This window comes from Streptomyces sp. NPDC045701 (assembly GCF_056432045.1).
The window spans coordinates 12,217-33,922 of sequence record NZ_JBWKJV010000035.1 but is presented as its reverse complement, the minus strand read 5'-3'; the positions used below and the strand labels follow the sequence as shown (position 1 = coordinate 33,922).

The following is a 21,706-nucleotide window of genomic DNA, read 5'->3' as shown; positions in this document are numbered from 1 at the left end:
AGGTCTACCAGCGGTGACGGAGCCGCGTCAACGATGCGTCACCGAGTCGTCGACGGTCCGTCAAACCCGTTGTGCGCTGCGGTAATTCGCCGAGGGCCCGCCCCGTGGTCACGGGGCGGGCCCTCATTGGTCCAGTCCTCTGTCGCGCTACTGCTGAGGGGCTGGCGGCGCCTGCGGAGGCTGCTGCGGCGGCGGTTGCTGCGGCCATCCGGGCTGCGGCTGCTGGGGGTACGGGGGCTGCTGCGGGTCCTGCGGGTTGTGCGGGTGCTGGGCCTGGTGGGGGTGAGGCGGCTGTTGGGGCTGCTGGGCCGGGGGAGCCTGGGGAGCCTGCTGGGGGGCCGGCTGCGGGTTCTGTGCCGGGGGCATGGGCTGCCCTGGCTGCTGGTACGGCTGCCACCCCTGCTGCGGGTAGGGCTGGCCCGGCATCGGCTGCTGGGGCGGGTACGGCTGGTTGGGCAGGGGCTGGCCGGGCATCGGCTGGCCCGGTACCGGCGGTGCCATCTGCGGCGGCAGGGAGCCCTGGCCGCCACCGGTCCACAGCCCCTGCGCCTGCTGCGCCCGTGCGAAGTCCTCGGCGACCATCGCGGACAGGTTGAAGTAGGCCTCCCGCGTCTTCGGCCGCATCATGTCGAGGTCCACCTCGGCACCGGCCGCCAGGTGCTCGTCGAACGGCACCACGATCACCCCCCGGCAGCGCGTCTCGAAGTGCTGCACGATGTCGTCGACCTTGATCATCTTTCCGGTCTCCCGGACACCCGAGATCACCGTGATCGAGCGCTGCACCAGGTCGGCGTAGCCGTGCGCGGACAGCCAGTCGAGCGTCGTCGACGCGCTGGACGCACCGTCGACGGACGGGGTCGAGATGATGATGAGCTGGTCGGCGAGGTCCAGTACGCCGCGCATCGCGCTGTAGAGCAGGCCGGTCCCGGAGTCGGTGAGGATGACCGGGTACTGCTTGCCCAGGACGTCGATCGCCCGCCGGTAGTCCTCGTCGTTGAACGTCGTCGAGACGGCCGGGTCCACGTCGTTGGCGATGATCTCCAGACCGGAGGGCGCCTGCGAGGTGAAGCGGCGGATGTCCATGTACGAGTGGAGGTACGGGATCGCCTGGACGAGGTCGCGGATGGTGGCCCCGGTCTCGCGGCGCACGCGCCGGCCGAGCGTACCGGCGTCCGGGTTGGCGTCGATCGCGAGGATCTTGTCCTGCCGCTCGGTGGCCAGGGTGGCGCCGAGGGCGGTGGTCGTCGTGGTCTTGCCGACGCCGCCCTTGAGGGAGATGACCGCGATCCGGTAGCAGGACAGCACCGGCGTACGGATCAGCTCCAGCTTGCGCTGCCGCTCGGCCTCCTCCTTCTTCCCGCCCAGCTTGAAGCGCGCAGCGGCCGAGGGGTTACGGCTTGACTTGGCCTTCTGCTTGTTGTTGCGCAGCAGGCGGTCGGACGACAGCTCGACGGCCGCCGTGTAGCCGAGCGGCGCCCCGGGCACGGACCGCTCGCGCTGGTCGTGCGTGACGGAGGTGGGCCAGGCGCCACCGGTCCGGGGGTCGACGGGCTGCTGCTGAGGGTGGGGCGGCTGCGGGTGCTCGTGCTGCGGCTGCGGGTGGGGCTGCGGGGGCTGTTGCTGCCCGGGCTGCTGGGGGAACCCGTACCCGCCCTGCGGCGGCGCGGGAGCGTTCGGCTGGGGCTGCGCGTGGGGCAGGGGCTGGGGCTGGGGCTGTCCGGGGTGGGGGAAGCCGTAGCCGCCCTGAGGGTGCTGTCCCGGCATCTGGGGCTGGGGCTGCCCCGGGTGGGGGAAGCCGTACCCGCCCTGGGGTTGCTGTCCCGGCACCTGCGGCTGGGGCTGCGCCTGCGGCTGGGGCTGCCCGGGGTGGGGGAAGCCGTAACCGCCCTGCGGGGCCTGCGGCGGCAGGGGCGCGGCGGGCGCGTGCGGAGCCGGCTGCTCCGGGGCATGGGCCGTGGGCGTGTGGGCCGGCCACTGCGGCGCACCCGCCGGCGCACCCGTCGGCGCGGCAGGCTGGAACGCGGGCGGCAGCGGCGGGAGCCCCGGGCCCGGCTGGGCCGGCGGCTGGGCCCACGCCTGCGCCGACTGGGGCGCGGGCGGGACGACGTGCTGCGGGACGCCGTCCTGCGGCGGGGCGTCCTGGGGCGCGGCTTCGGCCACCGGGTCCGGGGCCACGGCCGGCGCCTCCTCGGCCCCGGGTTCCGCCGCCGCCACGGGCGCGGGGGCCTCACCGGCGGCGTCCGTCCCGGCGGTGGCGGCCGCGCCGCCCACCGGGGCACCGTCCCCGGCGGTCCGGTCCTCGCCCGCCGGTACGTCCTCGGGGTCGACGCCGGTTCCGTCCGCCGGCTTCGCCGCCTCCCGCTCCGCGATCTCGGCCATCTCCCGCTTCAACGCGGCGGGGGAGAAGCGCATGGTCGCGCCGCTCTCCACATCGCCGCCCCCGAACGGCTGCGGCGCCCCGTCCGGCGCCCCCTGCTCGCCCGGCGCGGCCTCGACCGGAGCCGGCTCGGCGACGACCGGCTCGGCGACGACCGGCTCGGCCTCGACGGCAGCCGGGGGAACCGGCGGAGTCACCGGGGCGGCCGGCGGAACGGGCGGATCGGCCGGTACTGGAGCCGGCGCCTGAGCGGGGATCGGCGTACCCGGGTTCCCGTTCGGCTCGGAGTCGCCGCTTGGCGGCGCGGCGGGGCCCGGCACGGCCACTGGCGTCGCTCCGTGCGGAGGCGGGGGAGGCGTGACCGGCGGGGCGGCCGGCGGAGCGGCCGGTGTCCCGCCCCCCGACGACGTGTCGCCCGCGTTCTGCGTGTACCAGGCGGGCGGGGTGTAGTCGATGGTGAACTCACCCGTCATCTCGGCGGGATCCGCGTCGGACTCCTCGACGGGAATGCTCCAGCCCCCGTGGATGTCGTCCCGATCGCCGTTCACTTTGCCTCCTGGTGTGGTCGAGCACCCTTGTGCCGTCGTGGGTGGGGGCCACCGCTGTTCCGATCGGCCCGGCTCTCCCCCGGGGACGCGGCGACATGCCCGCACGTCCGCACCGCGCCCCCACCCACCCTAATCGCCAACACCACCCGCCCGGCAGGCCCGCCCGCCGCAGCCCTGCGCCAGGCACCCCGCGTGCGGCCCCCGGGTGACCCGGATACGGCGGAGTGTGAGGAACAGAGCCCGCCAAACCGCCGCAATCCGCAGGAACCGGCGTGCCCCGCCCGGTCGATGGGCGTTCCCAACGATCCGGTCTCGCCCCGGGTCGGCCGGGCCGGCCCGGCGCCCGTGACCGGCATCCCGGACGGGCGCCCGTCGCCCCGTACGGACACCTGTCACCCCGTACCGGCAGACGCCCTGAGCGACGGGTCTCAGCGCAGGTCGAACTCACCGTCGCGCGCGCCGAGCACGAACGCCCGCCATTCGGCCTCCGTGTACCGCAGGACCGTGTCCGGGTCCAGGGACGAGCGCATGGCGACGGCCCCGCCCGGCAGGTACGCGATCTCCACGCGCTCCTCGTCGGCGCTCGTGCCCGGGGCGCCGTGCCACTCGACCCCGGAGATGTCGAGTGCGTACAGCGCGTCCTTCTCCTCAGCGGTGCCCATCGCGGTTCCCTTCGATCACGGCCTGGTGGAACGACGGGCGCCATCCAAACGCCCTGTGGCGGCGCGTAGTTGAATGTGCCCCAAGCGTCACCATCCGTATCCTAGGCCAGCTCGGCCCCGGTGGACGGAGCGCTTCCGCGGATCGGGCGCACGGATCGGCGCACCACTCGGCGCGCGGGTCCGCGCGCGGAATCGGGCCGAGCGTCAGGGTCACGTCCCGGCCGCCGCGCCCACCGGGGACGTACGTCACCCGGGGGAGTGAGCCCCGGCAGGGTTCAGTCGATCCGGCGGGGCGCGCCCAGCAGGCCGGACTCCGCGTCCGTGGGGGTGGTCATCACCCAGTGCCGCTCGCGCCCGGCGCACCAGAGGGTCACGCCGTCCGCCAGGGTCGGCAGCGCCTCCGTCTCGGTCCGGTGCAGGCCCAGTATCCGGCCGATCTGCCGCGCCTCCTCGGGCGAGACACGCTGGACGCCCACGAGCGTGGACATCCGCATCAACCGGGGTGCCACCGGGCTCAGATAGGGCAGCAGGGTCAGTACGGACTGCCACGGCGACGACACCACCCGGCCGCGGGGCGGTCGCATGCCGCAGTCGCGCACCACGACGACCGGGCTGCCCACGGTCGCGCCCAGGGGCGGGACGCGGCCCACGTCGTGGAGGGTGACGCACTCCAGTCCGGCGCCCGCGGACTGCGCGAGGGGCGTCCACTCGTGGGGACGCCCCGTCTCCACCGCCACCCGCGCCCCGGTGCCGGCCGCGCGCAGCGCCAGTACCTGCGCGGTCCACAGGCCGCCGATCAGGAGGACGTCGTAGGGCGTCGCCCGGTGGAAGCCGATCAGTTGCGGGCGGCCCTCCGCGTCGTCGCCGATCACCACGCCGTCGTCCCCGACCGGCAGGGCCAGCACGCCCAGGTCGTCGGCGGCCACGCTGTGGCCGGCGTGATCCGGGCCGAACAGCCCGCGCAGGCCGCGTATGGAAGGAGTGCGGGCCATCAGCGGGCACCCCCCAGCGGCAGCGTCGCCAGGACACCCGGCAGCTGCTCGCGGTCCAGCCGGCGCAGGCCGACCTTCGCCGAGCGGGCGGCCTGCTCCAACGCCCGGCGCACGCCGACGAGTTCGGTGTCGGAGCCGCCGGTGATGCGGATGTGGCTGAGGATGTTCAACGCTCCCTGGCGGGTGCCCCGGCGGAGGGTGAAGCTGACGGTGGTCGCGTACGCGGGGACGGAGGTGAGGAGGGACACCAGCTTGGGCAGCGGAGTCGCGCCCCGGCCCAGCTCGGGCCAGCGGCCTACCGCGTACGAGGTGTGCCACCGGTCGTCGCACCGCCAGACGCGGGACGTCTCGGCCGTACGGCGCTGAGGCGCCGCGCCCGGCTGGGACGCCCGCGCCGCCAGGCGGGGGTTCGCACAGGAGGCCGTGGCCACCGTGGAGTTGAGCTCCTCCTGGTCCAGGACCACCGCCTGGAAGCCCGCTCCGGTCAGCCGGCTCGCCACGTGGTCCGCCACGCGCACCAGGCAGCGCTGCGCTCCTTCCATGCCGCCGCCCCGCGCCTTGACGGCCTCCGGACAGAGCTCGGGGTCGAGCTTCACGGCCACCCACGTCATGCGCAGCGCGGGGGCCCCGGTCCGCTCGTGCAACGGGGCGTACGAGAGGCGCGCCACGGCCTGTTGCGGCAGGTGCGGAGCGGGAGCAGGGCGCACCTGCTGCACCACCTGCACCGACTCCAGGACGATGTCGTCGACCTTGAGGGCGTCGCCCAGGACGGACAGCGGCAGCGCGCGGGCGCCGGACGCGGGGCGCAGCCCGGTGCCGTGGGTCTCGATCCGTACGACCGCGGTCAGGAAGGTGCCGTCGCCGAGCATGCCGACGGTACGGCGGGCCCGGTCGACGTACGGGAACGGACCGAAGCCCGGCACGCTCTCCGCGACGCCGGCCAGCGAGGGGTCGGCGTCCGGGAGGGGAGCGGAGGCGCCGCGCCTGCGCGCGCGGAGGGCGAGAGCGGTGGACAGCCAGTCCTGAAGTGCCCGTCCCCTGCGGCGGATCACCGCGAAAAGCACCAGCAGGCAGGCGACGGCGCACGTGGGGACGAGCCAGAGCCCGCCGAGCGCCACCCCGACCGCCGCAAGGGCCAGCGCCGCCTCCACCAGCACCAACTGCCGCAGCTGGACGGGTCCGACGCGGCCGGTACGGGTCAGGGGGCGAAGGGTCGCCGACGCGGGGACCTCCGGAACCGGGGGCGTGGGGCGGGCGTTACTCCGTTGCCGTCGGGAACGGTCGGCAGCTCGTCCGGACGTCCGCCCATTGCGCGCGCGCGTCGCCGTACCCATCGCCGCGTTGCCCCCTCGTGTCCGCATTCGCCAAAATCCCATGGGCGTTGACCGGGCGATCACCCTACCTGAGCGGGGGGATGCGGGCGCCGCCAGGCATAGTAGTGCGCGGCGCGACGGCGATGGGTTTCAGTGCGTGTGGGAACCTGGGCGCCCAGAGGGGATGAGGGGCAGCGGACAAATGGCATCACGACGGGACGAACTCAACGCCTACACCTTCGCAAAGCGGAGGCTCGTTGCGCAGTTCGTGCAGCCGAACACGACCGGGTCCGAGGAAGGTGCCCCGCGCCCGCTGCGCGCGGTGCTGCCGGGAGCCATCGCCGGGGTGGTGATCCTCGCCGTCTTCGCCGCCTGGGGCATGTTCAAGCCGGTGGCGCCGCGGCAGTGGGACACCCCGGGCGAGAACGTCATCATCGCCAGCAAGTCGACCACCCGCTACGTCGTGCTGAAGACCGGCAGCAAGACGCAGCTCCACCCGGTCCTGAACATGTCGTCCGCGAGGCTCCTGCTCAACCCCGACAAGGACAACATCATCAACGTCGACGAGTCGGTGCTCGACAGCGGCAGGATCCCGCACGGCGCCACTCTCGGCATCCCCTACGCCCCCGACCGGCTGCCCGACCCCAAAGAGGCCGGTGCCGCCAAGCGCTGGGCGGTCTGCGAACGGCCGGGAGAGGGCGGCCGGGCCATCCAGAAGGCCGCGTTCGTCTTCGCCGACCGCGAGAAGGACTCCACCGAGGGAGCGAACCGCCTGCGCGGCGGAGAGCTGCTCTACGTCGAGGGCCCCGACAAGGCCCGTTACGTCGTCGACGCCGGCGGCACCGCGTACCCGGTGGAGAAGGACGAACTCCTCCTGCGCCAGCTCGTCGGCCAGGGCCGGGCCGCGCAGCGGGTCTCCTCGGCCTGGCTCGACACCCTCCACAAGGGCGACACCATCACCTTCCCCACCGTCCCCGGCCGGGTCGGCGAACCCGCCGGCGTCCCCGGGCGCATGGACGACGACGACAACAGGGTCGGCATGGTCCTCACCTCCAACGACGGGACGGGACGGCAGCACTACGTCGTCCTGGAGGGACGGGTCGCCCCGGTCTCCGACTTCATGGCGAAGCTCCTGCTCAACAGCCGGGCCCTGATCGACCTGGGCCAGGCCGGCCAGGCCAAGTCGGTCCACCCCGGAACGTTCGAGCCGGGCGAGGCGTTCGGCAAGGACAAGAAGTGGCCCCGGTCCGCCCCGAAGCCCGTCAACGAGGCCGGCATCGCCGAAGGCAGCCGCAACACCGTGTGCAACGTCCTGCGCGAGGTGGACCGGGACACCGGCACCACCACGCTCAGCACCTGGGCGGGCACCGGCTTCCCCGCGACCCTGCCGACCGGCTCCAGCAGCGCCTACGTCACCCCCGGCTCCGGTCAGCTGTTCCGTCAGTTCAAGGGGTCCACCACGCACTCGGGCTTCGTCTTCCTCGTCACCGACACCGGACTGCGCTACGCGATGCAGTCCAACGGCGACACCGCCACGGGCGACTCCGGCATCGGTTCGTCCGGCTCCGCGGAGGAGAAGCGGGCCCGGCAGCTGGAGGCGCAGCAGGCCCAGAACCGCCTCGGCTACAAGGGCGTCGACCCCGTGCCGGTCCCCGCCGCATGGTCGACGTTCCTGCCGACCGGCCCCCGCCTGTCCACCGGCGCCGCGCGCCAGCCGCAGGGCTCCTGAGGACCGGTGCGCACATGACCTCCACGTACCGACGCCTGATGACGGCCGCGGCCGCCGGCGCGCTCACGCTCGTCGCCGTGCCCGCCGGCCCCGCCGTGGCCGACGGCACCCAGTGCACCTTCCCGGGCAAGCCGTACGAAGGCCGGCCCTGGTCCCTCCAGCGCGTCCTGCTGGACGAGCTGTGGAAGCAGTCGACCGGCAAAGGGGTGCGGGTCGCCGTCATCGACACCGGCGTCGACGTCGAGAACCCGCAGCTGACCAAGGCCGTGGACACCGGGAGCGGGGTCAACCTGCTCCCCAAGGACATCAAGGACGACAACGGGAACAAGATCGAGCGCGGCAAGGAGGACGGCACCACGGACACCGTGGGCCACGGCACCAAGGTCGCCGGCATCATCGCCGCCCGCCCCGCCAAGGGCACCGGTTTCGTGGGCCTCGCGCCCGACGCCACGATCATCCCCATTCAGCAGAACGACGCCGAGGGCCACGGCACCGCCGAGACGCTGGCGACCGCCATCAGGCACGCCATCGCCGAAGAAGCCGACGTCATCAACATCTCGCAGGACACCGCCAAGGCCGTGGAACCCGACCCCGCGCTGCAGGAGGCGGTGAACGAGGCCCTGGCCCAGCAGATCGTCGTGGTGGCCTCGGCCGGCAACGACGGCCTGGGCGGCAACGTCAAGCGCACCTATCCCGCCTCGTACGACGGGGTCCTCGCCGTGGCGTCCTCCGACCGCAACAACGAGCGGGCGCCCTTCTCCCAGTCCGGCGAATTCGTCGGGGTCGCCGCACCGGGCGTCGACATGGTCTCCACCGTCCCCGGGGGCGGCCACTGCGCGGACAACGGCACCAGCTTCTCCGCCCCGTACGTCGCGGGCCTCGCCGCCCTCATCAAGGCCAAGCACAAGGACTGGACGCGCAAGCAGATCGTCGCCCAGATCCAGCAGACCGCCGAACGGTCGGTCGCCGGCCACGACCGCCTGGTCGGCTGGGGCGTCGTCGACCCGGTACGCGCCCTCACCGAGGACGACAAGCCCCTCGAGGCCCCCGTCGCCCACGAGGGCGTCACCCGCGCCGAAGCCCCGACCCCGGCCGAACTGCACCTCGGCGAGACCCCGGACCAGCGCAACGCCCGCCTCGCGACGTACGTCATGATCGGCTCCGGCGTCCTGGTCGCGGCGATCACCGGCACGGCAGTCGCCCTGCGCGACTCCCGGCGCCGCGCGCGACGGGTGGCCCGGTTGCAGCCGCACCGGGCGGAAGTGCCGTGACGGGTAAGGCGCTTGGGACTGTCATAGCCAGTGGCTAGAGTGACCACGACACTGAGTGTCGGCTGAAGCAAACGGGGAGGATTGAGCACTGTGCTCGAGGTAGTGCGGTACGGGGGCGTCCATGGCGGGTGACCTCGAGCGCGGAGTGGGCGCGCTGAAGAAGTTCCGGAGCCGGGTGGACACCCTCCTGACGGAACTCGAAGGAGGCGCCGGCGGCAGCCGCCAGGTCGCCCTGGAGCGGGTTACCCGTGGTTCCCTCGGTGTCGGCCTGCCCTTCGAAGAGGCGGACGGCTTCTACACCCAGTACAACCGCGTCCACACGGCCCTCGTGCAGCTCTCCAAGTCCCTCGGCGACCAGATCGAGCTGCTGCGCATCGCCGTGCACGCGGCGGACGTCGGCTACGACAACGTGGACGAAGAGGCACGACGGCGATTTCACGAGATCCGGGCGCGCCTGGACAGGGAGCGCGAGGCGGCGGAGCGGGCGAAGGCGCAGGACAAGAGCGCCCAGCAGGAGCGCCAGGATGCCACCAGCGGTACGACGGACCTGGGGTGATCACCGATGAGTGAAGAGAAGCAGCCGAAGCCGCTGACGCCTGAGCAGCAAGCGAAGCAGGTCGAGCAGAAACAGCAGGAGCAGCAGCAGGGCATTCACAACCAGTTCGCCGCCACGGACATGCTGGAGCGGGCCACCGACATCTTCGACGGCGTCTTCCGCGGCGGCAAGGCGGGTGACAGCCTCTTCGGTACGACGAGCTTCGAGAACGCCAAGCTCAACGACATGCTCGATCTGCTCGACAGCGCGAACCCGGCCGACCTGGAACACGCGTCCGAAAGCCTCAAGAAGGCCACGAAGGCCCTGAACGACGCGGCGAAGGATCTGGCCGCTGCCGTGGCCGCACCGGACTGGAAGGGCGACGGCGCCGAAGCCTTCCGCTCATACGGTGCCCAGATCGTCAGTTACACCTACAAGCTGTCTACCTTCGCCAACGCGGTGGGCGCGCAGATGGAGGTCGCCAGCACAGGCCTGACCTCGGTGCGCAACTCCAAGCCGCCTCGCGACAGCCGTTTCGTACAGAAGAAGCCCGACGACTTCGCCCTGCCCGAGCGCACGCAGGACAATCCCGAGTACCAGAAGGCCTTGGCGGTCGAGAAGGACCGCCAGGAAGCCATCAACCAGATGAACCGTTTGGCGTCCTTCTACGCGGTCTCGCGAAGCACACTGGCGGCCCAGGACCCCCCGCCGCCGCCGAAGCCGCTGAACGCGGCGGTGCCGGAGCCTTCAGGGCGCGTCGGTGAGGACCGTGTCCGTGGGGCGGATGCCGGGACGGCGCAGGCGGAGTCGCACCGAACGCCGCCATCACCGCACAGCGTCGGTAGCATGGGGGTGACCGGCGGCGAAGGCCCGTCCCGGGCGGACATCGACGTCAAGCCCGTGCAGGTACCCGGTTCCCGTGCGTCGATGGAGATCGACAGCGTCACCACGCCTGTCGCCCCGGTACCGTCCCCGGGCCCCACACCACCCACCTCGCTTCCTCAGACCCCCGCCTCGGTCACCGGCACCGCTCCTCCGGTGATGACGAATTTCGGCAACTCTCCGCGCAGCAAGGCGCCTCAAGTCATGGGTCCGAAGGGGATGCCACGGACAGGAGGTGGCCCGGGCACCGGAGGTGTCGGTCGTCCCAGTCCTGCGGGCGGCTCCCCGCAAGCGGGGCGTGCCGTGGGTGGTGCCGGGCGGTCCGGACCCACTGCCGCGGGCCCCGCCACCTCGCCCGGACGCCCAGGTCCCATGGGCACCGGACCCAGCTCAGGTCGGCCCGGTGTGACCGGCGGCACCGGACAGCATCCGATGGCCGGTCGCCCCGGCCTTCCCGGGCAGGCCGCGATCGGACAGGGCTCCTCCAGCAAGCCGCGTACCAGTCCTTCGAGCGGGATCGTGGGGGGCACGCCCCAGCGGGCGGCCACCGGTGCTGCGGGATCGCGTATCCCGAGGGCGACGGTCATCGGTGCGGAGGGCACGACGACCGGGCGTTCCTCCGCAGCGAGGCCCAGCCAGTCCGGTGTCATCGGCGCAAGTCAGGGCAATGGCACTTCTCGCCCCTCGGGTCGTGGCACTCCCAGCGCAAACGGCGTGGTAGGCACGTCGCGTGGGACGACGCCGGGCTCCGGAAGTGCTGCTCCCGCAGGCGGTCGTGCCGGCGGGCGTCAGCCTCGCGTCGAGGAGCAGGAGCGGGCGGCAGCGAACCGTCCCGACTACCTGACGGAGGACGAAGAGACGTGGGCAGCCAAGCGGCGCGCTGTGCCCCCGGTGATCGACTAGGTACTCGGAAGGTTCGGAAGTCAGGATGACGCCAGTAGTGAGCCCGGTCGGGAAGTCCAGGTCTCTGTGCACGGTGCGGCGGGGCCTGGTCGGTGCCGGGGCGGTGGCCGGAGCTTGGACGATGGTCATCAGCGGCACGGCCACAGCAGCGACCATTACGGATCCGCAGTCCAAGCAGTGGTACCTCGACGCCATGAACGCCGAGGAGATCTGGAAGACCACTACCGGCGAAGGCGTCAGGGTCGCGGTCATCGACAGTGGTGTCGATCCCTCCACGCCGTCACTCAGGGGTCAAGTCCTCAAGGGAGTGGACTTCACCGGGGTGGCCGGGGAGGCCACCGATGACCTGGACGGGCACGGGACTTCGATGGCCGAGCTCATTGCGGGCACCGGGAAGGGTGGGGGGCTCAAAGGCCTGGCACCTGGTGTCAAGATCATCCCCTATCGAGTGTCCGACACCGAGCTGCAGAACAAGGAGAAGGTGAACGCCTTCGACATGCATGAGGCCATCCGTGCCGCTGCGGACAGCGACGCACAGATCATCAACATCTCGATGGCGAGTGACTACTACAACTCCGATGAACGTCAGGCTGTCAAGTACGCTCGCAGCAAGGGCAAGTTGCTTTTCGCGGGCGCCGGTAACAACGCCAAAAAGGGCAATAAGCCGCAGTATCCCGCCAGCTATCCGGAAGCTGTCGCTGTCGCCGGATCGGCTCCTGACGGCACAGTGGCCACGTACTCCCAGCACGGTGAGTCCGTCGACATCGCCGCCCCGGCCGACGACATCCCCGGCTGGTGCGACGAGAAGCTCGACGTCTACTGCGACGGCAACGGCGGAACCAGCGCCGCCACCGCCATCGCCTCCGCATCCGCCGCCCTCATCTGGTCCAAGCACCCCGAGTGGACCGGCAACCAGGTGCTCCGCGTCATGTTCGAGTCCGCCGGCCGCGGTGAGGACTGGAAGCCCGGCACCGTGAGCAACTACCTCGGCCACGGCATCGTCCGTCCCGGCGCCCACATCAACCGCGGCCTGGGCAAGCCCGGTGCGCCGGACATCAGCCCGCTCACCAACGAGAAAGTCGGTGGCGGCACGTCCGGCTCCGCCGCCTCACCCGCACCTTCTGCACCAGCTTCGTCACCGGCCCCGAAGGGCAAGCCCGGCTCGGATGCCGCCGTGGCAGGCTCCAGCGAGAAGGCGGGAGCGGCCGACGGCGGGAGCAACGCCGGGCTCGTCATCGGCGGTGCCGCGGCCGTTGTCGCCCTCGCGGGAGCGGCCTTCGCCGTCGCGCGCCGGCGACGCAGCGCGTGATCCGTACCCACGCGCATCAGACTTCACCTTTCACCACCTGGTGAAGCGCAACTCAGCCACCTGAAAACGTAGTCAGGAAGGGAAACTCCACCGTGTCACAGGGCCAGCGGCTTTCAGACCACCAAGTAATCCAGCTCGAGAAGCACCTGTTCGAGAAGTTCAACTCGATCAAGGGCCAGCTCCAGCAGATCCAGGGCACGATCGACAGCCTTGAGGGCCAGTGGAAGGGTATCGGCGCCGGGGCCTTCAACAAGAAGCAGCAGGAGATCAACACCTCCATGGTGCGTCTCGGCAACATCCTGGCGCACTTCCTGGAGGGCCTGAGTGCCTCCAGGAAGATCAAGGACGGCACGGAGGACGACGTCCTCGCCGCCGTGCAGAGCATCAACGTCGACCTCGGCGTCGGCACCGCTGCTCCGAAGTCGAGCATCAGCAGCTTCTAGAGGCGCTGTCCGCACTCGACCGCGGCAAGCGCAAGCCGAATGACAACAACAGGTGAGACGAGGGAATCATGGGCATGAACTCCGGCGACGAGCTCGTCGTCAAGTACGACGGCCTCGATGTGGCGGCGACCACGCTGGGAAACCAGGCCAAGAAGCTTGAGGAGGACCTGCGCGACATCAAGACGGCCATGGCCACCGTGGCCGCCGGCTGGGAGGGCGAGGCGCACACCGCCTATGTCCAGGAGCAGATGAAGTGGGACAAGGAAGCCGCTGACATCCACCAGGCCCTGATGCAGATCGGCCAGGTCGTCGCGCGTGCCGGCGGTGACTACATGGGCGGCGACAAGAAGGCCGCCAGCTACTTCGCGTAGCGGCCCACACGGGCGGAGGAAAGGGGTGGGCACGCGCGAGGGGTGCCCACCCTGTCCTCCAGCCGACCGGGGGGTCAAGGTCCTGCGCCCCGCGACCGCGATCGGCCGATCACGACGTCGCCGAGATCAGCCGGCGGTGCACTCGTCGGACTCCGAGACGGCTCTCGCGTAGTCAAGGACCAGCGTCCGCATCCCCTCCTCGTCGGGCCTGCCTCCATTCGCGGTGAAGATCTTGGCCCAGAGCTGCGTGTCCTGAAGCTTCTCCTTGGGCTTCGGGCACGAGACGTGGCTAACCGCTCCCCTTTCGCCCCAGGCGTAGCGGCGGTCTTCGCTCACGTGATCGATTTTCACCCCTCTCACCGAGTCGGCGACGCTGGTCACCGTGGTGTCCGTCCGCAGCCACTCACGTGTCGCGGAAAGCACTGCCACTCCATCCACCGTCACGACGCACCGGTCATATCCCACGAGGTCGGAGCTCCGCGTGGAGATTTTCTTTCCGGCGCTCGGAAGTACGGTCTCCAGATGCTCCGGGGCAACTGGTGTCCCGCACAGAGCCCTGGGGGTTTCGAACTCGCGGTCTGGTTCAGTGGTGCTGCATCCGGACATGGCGGCGAGAAAGATCATCGCGCCCGCTGTGAGGAGGGCGCGGTTCATGCCGTCTGCGAAGCGGAATTGTCGCATTGGGTACCTTTGTAAGCGGCGACTCGTAGAGTCGGATCCAGCCGGTCCGAGAGTGGGCGAGGGAGCGGTCAGCTCGCCGGAATTTCAGTCGTGAGGTCATCGGCCATGGCATCGACGTTCGCGGAGGCGTCGGTGAAACCCTGATCGGTTCCCGTCCGTGCCCAGTTGGCCACTTCGTCCGCATACGGAGAGCCGTGGGCCTTAGCGGCCGCGATGGCGGCCTCCTGGCTGACCCTGATGCCGGTTTCTCTGCTGTCTTCCCACAGAGTCGAGGAACTCTTGCCGGCGGCATTGAGCACGTCCGTCTCGGCCTGCTGGAACACGTGCTCCAGGACGAGACTGCTGACCGTCCCGGCCACGCCGCTGGCCACGGCGCCGATCGCGGGCGTGGCGATGAAGCTCACACCCACACCGATGCCGGTTCCGACCGCGCCGGACCAGGCGTTTTTCCGCTGGGCGACGGAGTCGGCGAAATCCTTGGCCTCCTTGGCCGCCGGACCGACGACGGCCTCCTGACGCCCCAGGGCCAGCGTCCCGCTGACTTCGGCGGACTTGGTGGAAAGGGCGGTGATGGTGTCCTGCGGTGAGGACGAGTACCGCTGATCGGCCGGCAGGTCCGGGTTCGTGTGGTAGTCAATGAGGTTGCCCAAGTAAGCCTTTTGTCCCACTTCGACGGCGGCGTAGCCGTCCGGGTTCTGCCCCACGGTGAAAAGGAACCGAGTGATGTCCGCGTGATCGAGGTCGGCCGCCGTCCCGGCGATGGGGAATAGCTGCGGCGTCTTTCCGTGCGGGTCGTCGGACATGGCCCTGTTGATGTCCGGCAGGTACTCCGATGCGATCTGCCCCAGGCTGTCGGACATGTAGGCGTGATCCGTCAGGCGCTTGGGACTGTCCGACACGGACGCGACAATGTTCTGCATGAGCTCCGCCTGTTCCTCGGTGTGCGGGGGAGTGTCGGCTGTGGGCATCTCACCCGCACGGTGGCCGGTCGTCGCTGCCTCAAGCGCCAGAGCGAGGTTGTTTCGCCCCTCGATGCTGTCCTTGCCCTCGTTGTCGCGGTCGATCGGCCAGTCGCGCTCCTCGAAGAGGTAGTCGAAGTTCGACAGCTCGCGCTTGACTTCCTTGCCGTCTTTGTCCTTCGTCGTGAACTCGTGGTCCTCGTCCTTCGAGACGAAGGGGTCGTTGAAGAAGACCGTCGCGGCGTCCGGGCTGTTGGACAGCGCCTTGAGGAAGCCCGTCATCGGGTCGGAGCCGGAATCAGTACCTGTCCGGTTGAGGTACGGGTCCATGCCCATGGGCTGCCAGGCCAACGCCACGTGCCGACCGTTGTCGCTGAACTTCTTCTCCGCCCGGATCAGCTCGGTGCCGTACGACTTGAGGAACTGGTCGTCGTAGTCACCCCAGCGCATCAGGTTGCTCATGACTTGGAAGCCCATGCTGGTGCTGTTCCTGGAGATGGGCTGGTCGCCCATGCCGACCATGTCGAACTTCCAGCGAGACATCTCGGGGGTGTCCGCCTGGGAGGCCGTGGCCAGCGTGAGGCTCAGGTGCTTCTGGAGGTCGTCGTACTGGTCCACTCGTTCACTACCGACCTTGTACGCGGCGTGAGGGTTGTTGATGTCGGCCCAGAAGTTGAGCGTCCCCTTGGGACCGAGAGACGTCGCGAAGTGCTCGGCGAAGATCTCGTCGCCCGAGTACTTCTCCAGACCGGACTTCAAGGTGTCGAAGTCCGCAGCCGTGAGGTCCTCCGGCTTCTTCCTGGCCACGGCGGCGAGCCGCTCCGCCTCCTTCACCGCGTTGGCCGCCTCGTCCCTGTTCTTGTACGCGGCGTCCGAGAAGCCGTGGTCGGTGAGGTCGACCAGCGCCTTGAGGGAGGTCGACGCCGTGGTGTCGATCTCGGTGGCCTTGTTGAGGATCCCCTGCAGCTCGTCCCGCAGAGCGTCCACGTCCGTCTGCCCGCCCGGGGCCTTCTGGTCCGGGTTCTCGCGCACGGTGAAGCCCCCACCGTTCACGGTGACGGTGAGGTTCTTGCCCCGGCCACGCTCGATGGCCTCCTTGAGCAGCCGTTGCTGCGTCTTCAACTCGTCCCGGGTGTCCCGCATGATGTTCCGGATGGAAGTCGCCTGGGTGACGGCGTCACCGAACTCGCCGGCGGTCTTGCCGATGAACTCCCGCGACACCGTGGCGTTATAGCCCGCCCAGTTGGCCTTGTTCGCCTGCTTGTGAAGGCCGTCCTCGGCGTCCTTCTCAAGGGCCTCCAGTTTTGTCAGCATGCTGGTCCAGTCGCTGACCGTGTCGTCGAGCAGCTTGAAGTTGGCCGAGTGCAGAGCGTCGAAATCCATGAGGGTCAGTCCTTGTCCTTCGTGGGTTTCGTCCCGTAGATCTCATTCTTCTCGCCCCGCTTCGCCCAGTCCTCGTCGAACCCGGCGTCGAGCGTGTGGATGCTGCTGACATGCCGCTCGATGAAGATCTCGTCACCGGCGTGCGCGTTCTTCGTGAAGTCCATGTGGTTCGAGATCAACGCACACGCGTCCATGACGGAGCCGAGCTGCTTCTCCCACCGTGTTGACACGTGCTGCAACGCCTGGCCGAGGGCGAAGCCCTGCGAGGCCAGATCGGTTCCCGCGGAATCCGTACTGGTGACGCGGGCTTCCTTCCACAGCCGGTTGTAGAGCTTGAAGGCGTGGTCACCGATCGCCGCCAGGTCCTTCTGATGTACCTGGAGATCGCCCTGCGGGTTGCCGGCATTGGGTCTGTCCTCGGGCGGCAGCCCGTTCAACTGCATCCGCGACGATTCCCTCTCGGCCGCCGACGCCTTCAATTGTTCCCACTCGTCCCAAGCCATCTGCAGGGCTCCTCCCCCGATAAGGATGGACGGTTCGATCACATCAACCTAAGTGGTGCCTGGTGACCCGCTGCAAGGGCCGTTCACGACACCGGTGGCGGCCCCTCACAGCAGACCGGCGATCGCTGCGTGTCTCCTGGGCCGTCCCGACAGGGGAATGCTCGGCGTCCGCAGGTGGATCCGGTCGACCTCGTACCGCTCGGCGCAGTGCCCCGGATGCGGCGACCCATTGGACCCCGCCTCACCCCTCCGCGCAGGCCCCGTCCGCGGCCTCCGCCCGCAGGTCGAACCAGATGGGCGTCATGTACGCCGGGACCGGTTGCTCCGCCGCGGGGGTCGCCGTCACCGTCAGGCAGACGGTGCCCTCCGCGCCGCTCACGTCGTAGCGCTCCACGTTGCCGTCCGGCTCCGGTGCGCCGGAACGCCACGCCAGCACCGCCGTCGGGTCGTCCTTCTCCGGCCCGCGCAGCTGGGGGTCCAGGTATGCGGACCAGGACCCGTCCTCCCTGCCCGGAAGCGGCGACCTCATCGAGCCGTCGACCGACCGGGCCACCGAGCGCACCCGTTCCAGCACCTCCGCATGGTCCGGCTCCGTCTCGAAGACGCCCGCCAGCCGCAGCATGCCGACCGCCTGCCAGCCCAGGAACACCGCGAGCGCACCCAGCACCATCCGCCGCCCCGTGAACGACGCCGCCGACGGCTCGTGCGCCTCCGGGTGCTCGAAGTGCGGCGCCCGGAAGCGCCACCACAGCGCCCGCGGGTCGACGAACAGCGCCAGGGCGAGGAACGCCACCGCGAACGCGCCCGCGAACACCGCCGCGCCGATCACCCGGAGAGCTCCGGCATGAGCCCCGTCTGCACCAGCGGGTTCCCCCGCTGACGCGACACGAAGACGCCCCGGCCCGCCGGCATCGGCCGCATCCGCACACCGCCGAGCACGTCGCCCTCCTGCGGGTCACCGGAGAGGAGGACGCCCTGGGCACCGAGCTCCATCATCCGCTGCATGAAGGGCTCGTAGGCGGCCCGGCTGGCGCCCGCCCCGCTGCGGGCGATGATGAACCGGACGCCCACGTCCCGCGCGAACGGCAGGTGCTCCGTGAGCTTGGCCAGCGGGTTGCCGCTCGACGTGGACACCAGGTCGTAGTCGTCGACCACCACGTACACCGACGGGCCGCGCCACCAGCTGCGGTCCCGCAGCTGCTGGGCCGTGACGTCGGCGGACGGGGTGCGGCGCTGCATCAGGTCGGCCAGCGCGTCCACGTGGTGGTCCATGTTGTTGGACATGGGGACGTACTCCGCCAGGTGCGAGGCCGGGGTCACGTCCAGCAGCGCACGCCGGTTGTCGATGACGAAGAACTTCGCGGAGTCCCCGTCGTACCGCTCGCACACCTGCTTGATCAGCAGCCGCAGCATGTTCGACTTGCCCGACTCGCTCTCACCGAACACCAGGAAGAACGGGTCGCGGTCGAAGTTGACGAAGACCGGCTCCAGGTTGTTCTCGTCGATGGCGAACGCCACACCCCGCTGCGGCTCCGCGTACCCGGCCGGGAGCTTCCCCGCCGGCAGCTCGCGGGGCAGCAGACGTACCTTCGGGGCGGCGGGGCCGGCCCAGTGGCGGCTGATCTCCTTCACCATCGCGGCCGTGGCCTCGGCCAGGTCGCTGTCCGAGTTGATGCCGTCGATGCGCGGCACGGCGGCCATGAAATGCAGCTTCTCGGGGATGAGACCGCGGCCCGGCACACCGCTGGGGACGTTGACGGCGATTTTGCGGTCCACCTCCGAGTCCATGGTGTCGCCCAGCCGCAGTTCGAGCCGGTTCATCAGGTGGTCCTTGATGTTGGAGCGCACCTCCATCGAACGCGACGCCGTGAGGATCACGTGGATGCCGTAGCCGAGACCACGCGCCGCCATGTCCAGGACGGCCGGTTCCAGGCCCTCGTAGTCGGCGCGGAAGTTGCCCCAGCCGTCGATGACGAGGAAGACGTCGCCCCAGGGCTGGTCCGTCACCGAGATCTCCCCGCGGGCCCGCAGTCTGCGGTACGTGGCGATCGAGTCGATGCCGGTGCTGCGGAAGTACTCCTCGCGCCGCGACAGGACGCCGTACACCTCGGCGACCGTACGCCGCACCTTCTCCGGATCGAGCCGCGACGCCACCCCGCCCACGTGCGGCAGCTCCGCGATCGACGACAGACCACCGCCACCGAAGTCCAGGCCGTAGAACTGGACCTCCTGCGGTGTGTGCGTCAGCGCGAAGCCGGCGACGAGGGTACGCAGCAGCGTCGACTTGCCCGACTGCGGGCCGCCGATGATCTGCATGTGGCCGGCCGCACCGGAGAAGTCCCGGTACAGCACGTCCCGGCGCTGCTCGAACGGCTTGTCGACCACACCGAGGGGCACGACCAGCCGGCCCGCGCCCTCGTACCCCGGCTGCGTCAGCCCGCGGCCGTCCACGCCCGCGAGGCCGGGCAGGATCTCGTCCAGCGGCGGCGGGTTGTCCAGCGGCGGCAGCCACACCTGGTGCGCCTCGGCGCCGCGTCCCTCCAACCGCCGCACGATCACGTCGAGCACCGAGTCGGCCAGCGCGTCGTCCTCCGCGGGACGCGCCGCGGGCACCTGCGCCCGGGCGGCCGGCTCGACGTAACGCACCGGGACGGGCGCGGCGGTGAACGGAACCGGCCGGCGGTCCACGGGGAGCGGGCCACCCGGAAGGGCGGCGTGCTGGTGGGAGCGGTACACGCCGGAGACGTACGCCGCCTTGAACCGCACCATCTCGTCGGTGCCGTACTTGAGGTACCCGGAGCCGGGGACGTTCGGCAGCGAGTACGCGTCGGGCACGCCGATCGCGGCCCGGGACTCGGCCGCGGAGAACGTCCGCAGACCGATCCGGTACGACAGGTACGTCTCCAGGCCCCGCAGCCGGCCCTCCTCCAGTCGCTGGGACGCCAGCAGCAGGTGGACGCCGAGGGACCGGCCGATGCGGCCGATCTGCACGAACATCTCGATGAAGTCCGGCATGGCGGTGAGGAGTTCGCTGAACTCGTCGATGACCAGGACCAGCGAGGGGATCGGCTGCAGCGGGGCCCCCGCGGCGCGCGCCTTCTCGTAGTCGTGGATGTTGGCGTAGTTGCCCGCGTCGCGCAGCATCTCCTGGCGCCGGTTGAGCTCGCCGCGGATGGAGTCGCCCATGCGGTCCACCAGCGTCAGGTCGTCCGCCAGGTTGGTGATGACCGCCGCGACGTGCGGCATCTGCGACATGCCGGCGAAGGTCGCGCCGCCCTTGAAGTCCGCGAGGACGAAGTTGAGGGTCTCCGACGAGTGCGTGACCGCCAGGCCCAGCACCAGCGTGCGCAGCAGTTCGGACTTGCCGGAGCCGGTCGCGCCCACGCACAGGCCGTGCGGGCCCATGCCCTCCTGCGCGGCCTCCTTCAGGTCCAGCATGACGGGCGAGCCGTCCTCGCCCACACCGATCGGCACCCGCAGCCGCTCCGACTGCGACCGCGGCCGCCAGGTGCGGCTGACGTCGACCGACGCGGCGTCGCCGAGGTTCAGCAGGTCGGTGAAGTCCAGGTTGGCGAGCAGCGGTTCGTCGTCGTCCGACCCGGAGGCGATGCGCAGCGGGGCGAGCTGTCGGGCGAGGGCCTCCGCGGACTCGAGCCCGAGGTGGTCGGGCGTCCCGTCGTACACGAGGCCGTGGCCGGACTCCAGCTGCAGGGAGTCGGGGCGTACGGTCACGGACAGGCCGCCGCGCGGCCCGTGCGGCTCACCGGGCACCACCTCGATGATGGTCACGCCCTGGATGCCCTCGGGCGTGGCGAGCGCGGACGTCGCGGGGACCGACTGGCCGTCGAGGACGACCACGATGTGCGGCTGGTCCAGCAGCGGTTGGCCGCCGGCCTGGAAGCGGGGGCGCCCCTCCAGGCGTACGGCCAGCATGTCCTGGAGGTCCCGCGCGTCCGTGGTGATCAGGCGCCGGCTGCCCGCGCCGTCACCGGGGCCGGGGGCCTGGACGTGCGGAAGCCACTTGGCCCACTCCCAGTGCGGTGCCGCGGCGGAGTCGGCGGCCACGGCGATGACCAGGTCCTCGGGGGAGTGCAGGGCGGCGAGGGAGCCGAGCACGGCCCGGGTCGACGAGCGCACCGAGTCGGGGTCGCCGCTGACGGTCAGGTGGTAGAAGGCCCGCAGAGACACGGCCATCGGCAGGCCGTCGAGCATGCCGTGCGCCGACAGGAACTGCTGCATGGCGCCCGCCGTGAGCGGCTCCAGCTCGTCCACGGGGGCGGTTTCGGGTGCCACGAGCGGTGTGGCGAGCTGCTGGGCGCCCAGGCCGATGCGTACCTGCCCGAAGTCGTCGTCGCCGACGCGCCGTTCCCAGACACGGCTGCCCTCGGCGACCAGCGCCCACAGCTGCTCGGGCGACGGGTGGAGGTAGAACTGCGCGTCCCGCTGCAGACGCGCGGTCCGCAGCACCGAACGCCGGGTCTGCGTCAGGTACTTGAGGTAGTCACGCCGCAGGTCGGCGAGCTGCCCCTGGGTCCCGCGCCGGTAGCGCACGAGCATCGCGACGACCATGGCGACGGTGGACGCGATCATCACCATGCCCATGATGCGCATGACGGGGTTCGGCGTCATGAAGAAGAAGACGACCGACCCGCCCATGCCGAGCGTCGGCAACAGCTGCATCAGAACGCCTTCCTGCTGTCCCCTCGGCAGTTCGGGCGGCGGTTGCAGCTGCACCGGATCACCCGGCACTTCGGAGGGCAGGGCCCGTGGTGGGCGCTTGACGACGATCTGACTCACAGCTCACCAATTCCCTTGCCGGACGGAAATGTTCCTATCGGCGCCCCC

16 protein-coding genes are annotated in these 21,706 nt (G+C 70.7%); 7 read left to right on the top strand and 9 right to left on the bottom strand.

The features are described from left to right. Positions 1–147: 147 nt before the first annotated feature. From AC07DW_RS26855 to eccE, 4 genes are all read right to left on the bottom strand, one after another. On the bottom strand, positions 148–2,925 hold the full coding sequence (locus AC07DW_RS26855) for an SCO5717 family growth-regulating ATPase (protein ID WP_478860263.1): 2,778 nt from the start codon (positions 2,923–2,925) through the stop codon (positions 148–150). 428 nt (positions 2,926–3,353) lie between these two features. Further along, positions 3,354–3,587, bottom strand: a complete 234-nt coding sequence (locus AC07DW_RS26850) for a DUF397 domain-containing protein (protein ID WP_189554601.1) — start codon at positions 3,585–3,587, stop codon at positions 3,354–3,356. Positions 3,588–3,862: 275 nt separating this feature from the next. After that, a complete protein-coding gene (locus AC07DW_RS26845) occupies positions 3,863–4,579 on the bottom strand; it encodes a hypothetical protein (protein ID WP_478860262.1) in 717 nt (238 codons plus the stop codon). Further along, complete coding sequence (gene eccE / locus AC07DW_RS26840) at positions 4,579–5,913, bottom strand: type VII secretion protein EccE (protein ID WP_478860283.1); 1,335 nt, start codon at positions 5,911–5,913, stop codon at positions 4,579–4,581. Before eccE ends, AC07DW_RS26845 begins: the two co-directional genes overlap by 1 nt. A gap of 181 nt (positions 5,914–6,094) precedes the next feature. Between eccE and eccB the strand changes: the two genes are divergently transcribed. The 7 genes from eccB to AC07DW_RS26805 all read left to right on the top strand — a co-directional run bounded on the left by eccB (position 6,095) and on the right by AC07DW_RS26805 (position 13,335). Further along, positions 6,095–7,621, top strand: a complete 1,527-nt coding sequence (gene eccB / locus AC07DW_RS26835) for a type VII secretion protein EccB (RefSeq protein ID WP_478860261.1) — start codon at positions 6,095–6,097, stop codon at positions 7,619–7,621. A gap of 14 nt (positions 7,622–7,635) precedes the next feature. After that, positions 7,636–8,892, top strand: coding sequence for a type VII secretion-associated serine protease mycosin (gene mycP, locus AC07DW_RS26830; protein ID WP_478860260.1), 1,257 nt, complete (start codon positions 7,636–7,638; stop codon positions 8,890–8,892). Between the two features lie 121 nt (positions 8,893–9,013). Further along, positions 9,014–9,448 carry a hypothetical protein gene (locus AC07DW_RS26825; RefSeq protein WP_478860259.1) on the top strand — a complete coding sequence of 145 codons (435 nt, stop codon included), beginning with the start codon at positions 9,014–9,016 and terminating at the stop codon, positions 9,446–9,448. 6 nt (positions 9,449–9,454) lie between these two features. After that, complete coding sequence (locus AC07DW_RS26820) at positions 9,455–11,212, top strand: hypothetical protein (RefSeq protein WP_478860258.1); 1,758 nt, start codon at positions 9,455–9,457, stop codon at positions 11,210–11,212. A gap of 121 nt (positions 11,213–11,333) precedes the next feature. Beyond that, entirely contained in the window at positions 11,334–12,521 is a 1,188-nt protein-coding gene (locus AC07DW_RS26815; protein WP_478860257.1) for a S8 family serine peptidase, read from the top strand. 92 nt (positions 12,522–12,613) lie between these two features. Continuing rightward, positions 12,614–12,964, top strand: a complete 351-nt coding sequence (locus tag AC07DW_RS26810; RefSeq protein ID WP_478860256.1) for a WXG100 family type VII secretion target — start codon at positions 12,614–12,616, stop codon at positions 12,962–12,964. A gap of 68 nt (positions 12,965–13,032) precedes the next feature. After that, a complete protein-coding gene (locus tag AC07DW_RS26805) occupies positions 13,033–13,335 on the top strand; it encodes a WXG100 family type VII secretion target (RefSeq protein WP_189554609.1) in 303 nt (100 codons plus the stop codon). 126 nt (positions 13,336–13,461) lie between these two features. On the opposite strand, the gene AC07DW_RS26800 is transcribed toward AC07DW_RS26805, so the two are convergent. From AC07DW_RS26800 to eccCa, 5 genes are all read right to left on the bottom strand, one after another. Further along, positions 13,462–13,989 carry a hypothetical protein gene (locus AC07DW_RS26800; RefSeq protein WP_478860255.1) on the bottom strand — a complete coding sequence of 176 codons (528 nt, stop codon included), beginning with the start codon at positions 13,987–13,989 and terminating at the stop codon, positions 13,462–13,464. Positions 13,990–14,084: 95 nt separating this feature from the next. Continuing rightward, a complete protein-coding gene (locus tag AC07DW_RS26795) occupies positions 14,085–16,358 on the bottom strand; it encodes a hypothetical protein (protein ID WP_478860254.1) in 2,274 nt (757 codons plus the stop codon). A 5-nt stretch (positions 16,359–16,363) separates the two neighbouring features. Beyond that, positions 16,364–16,861, bottom strand: a complete 498-nt coding sequence (locus tag AC07DW_RS26790) for a hypothetical protein (protein ID WP_478860253.1) — start codon at positions 16,859–16,861, stop codon at positions 16,364–16,366. Positions 16,862–17,102: 241 nt separating this feature from the next. After that, positions 17,103–17,690 carry a hypothetical protein gene (locus AC07DW_RS26785; protein WP_478860252.1) on the bottom strand — a complete coding sequence of 196 codons (588 nt, stop codon included), beginning with the start codon at positions 17,688–17,690 and terminating at the stop codon, positions 17,103–17,105. Beyond that, positions 17,687–21,658, bottom strand: a complete 3,972-nt coding sequence (eccCa, locus tag AC07DW_RS26780) for a type VII secretion protein EccCa (protein WP_478860251.1) — start codon at positions 21,656–21,658, stop codon at positions 17,687–17,689. Before eccCa ends, AC07DW_RS26785 begins: the two co-directional genes overlap by 4 nt. Positions 21,659–21,706 lie beyond the last annotated feature (48 nt).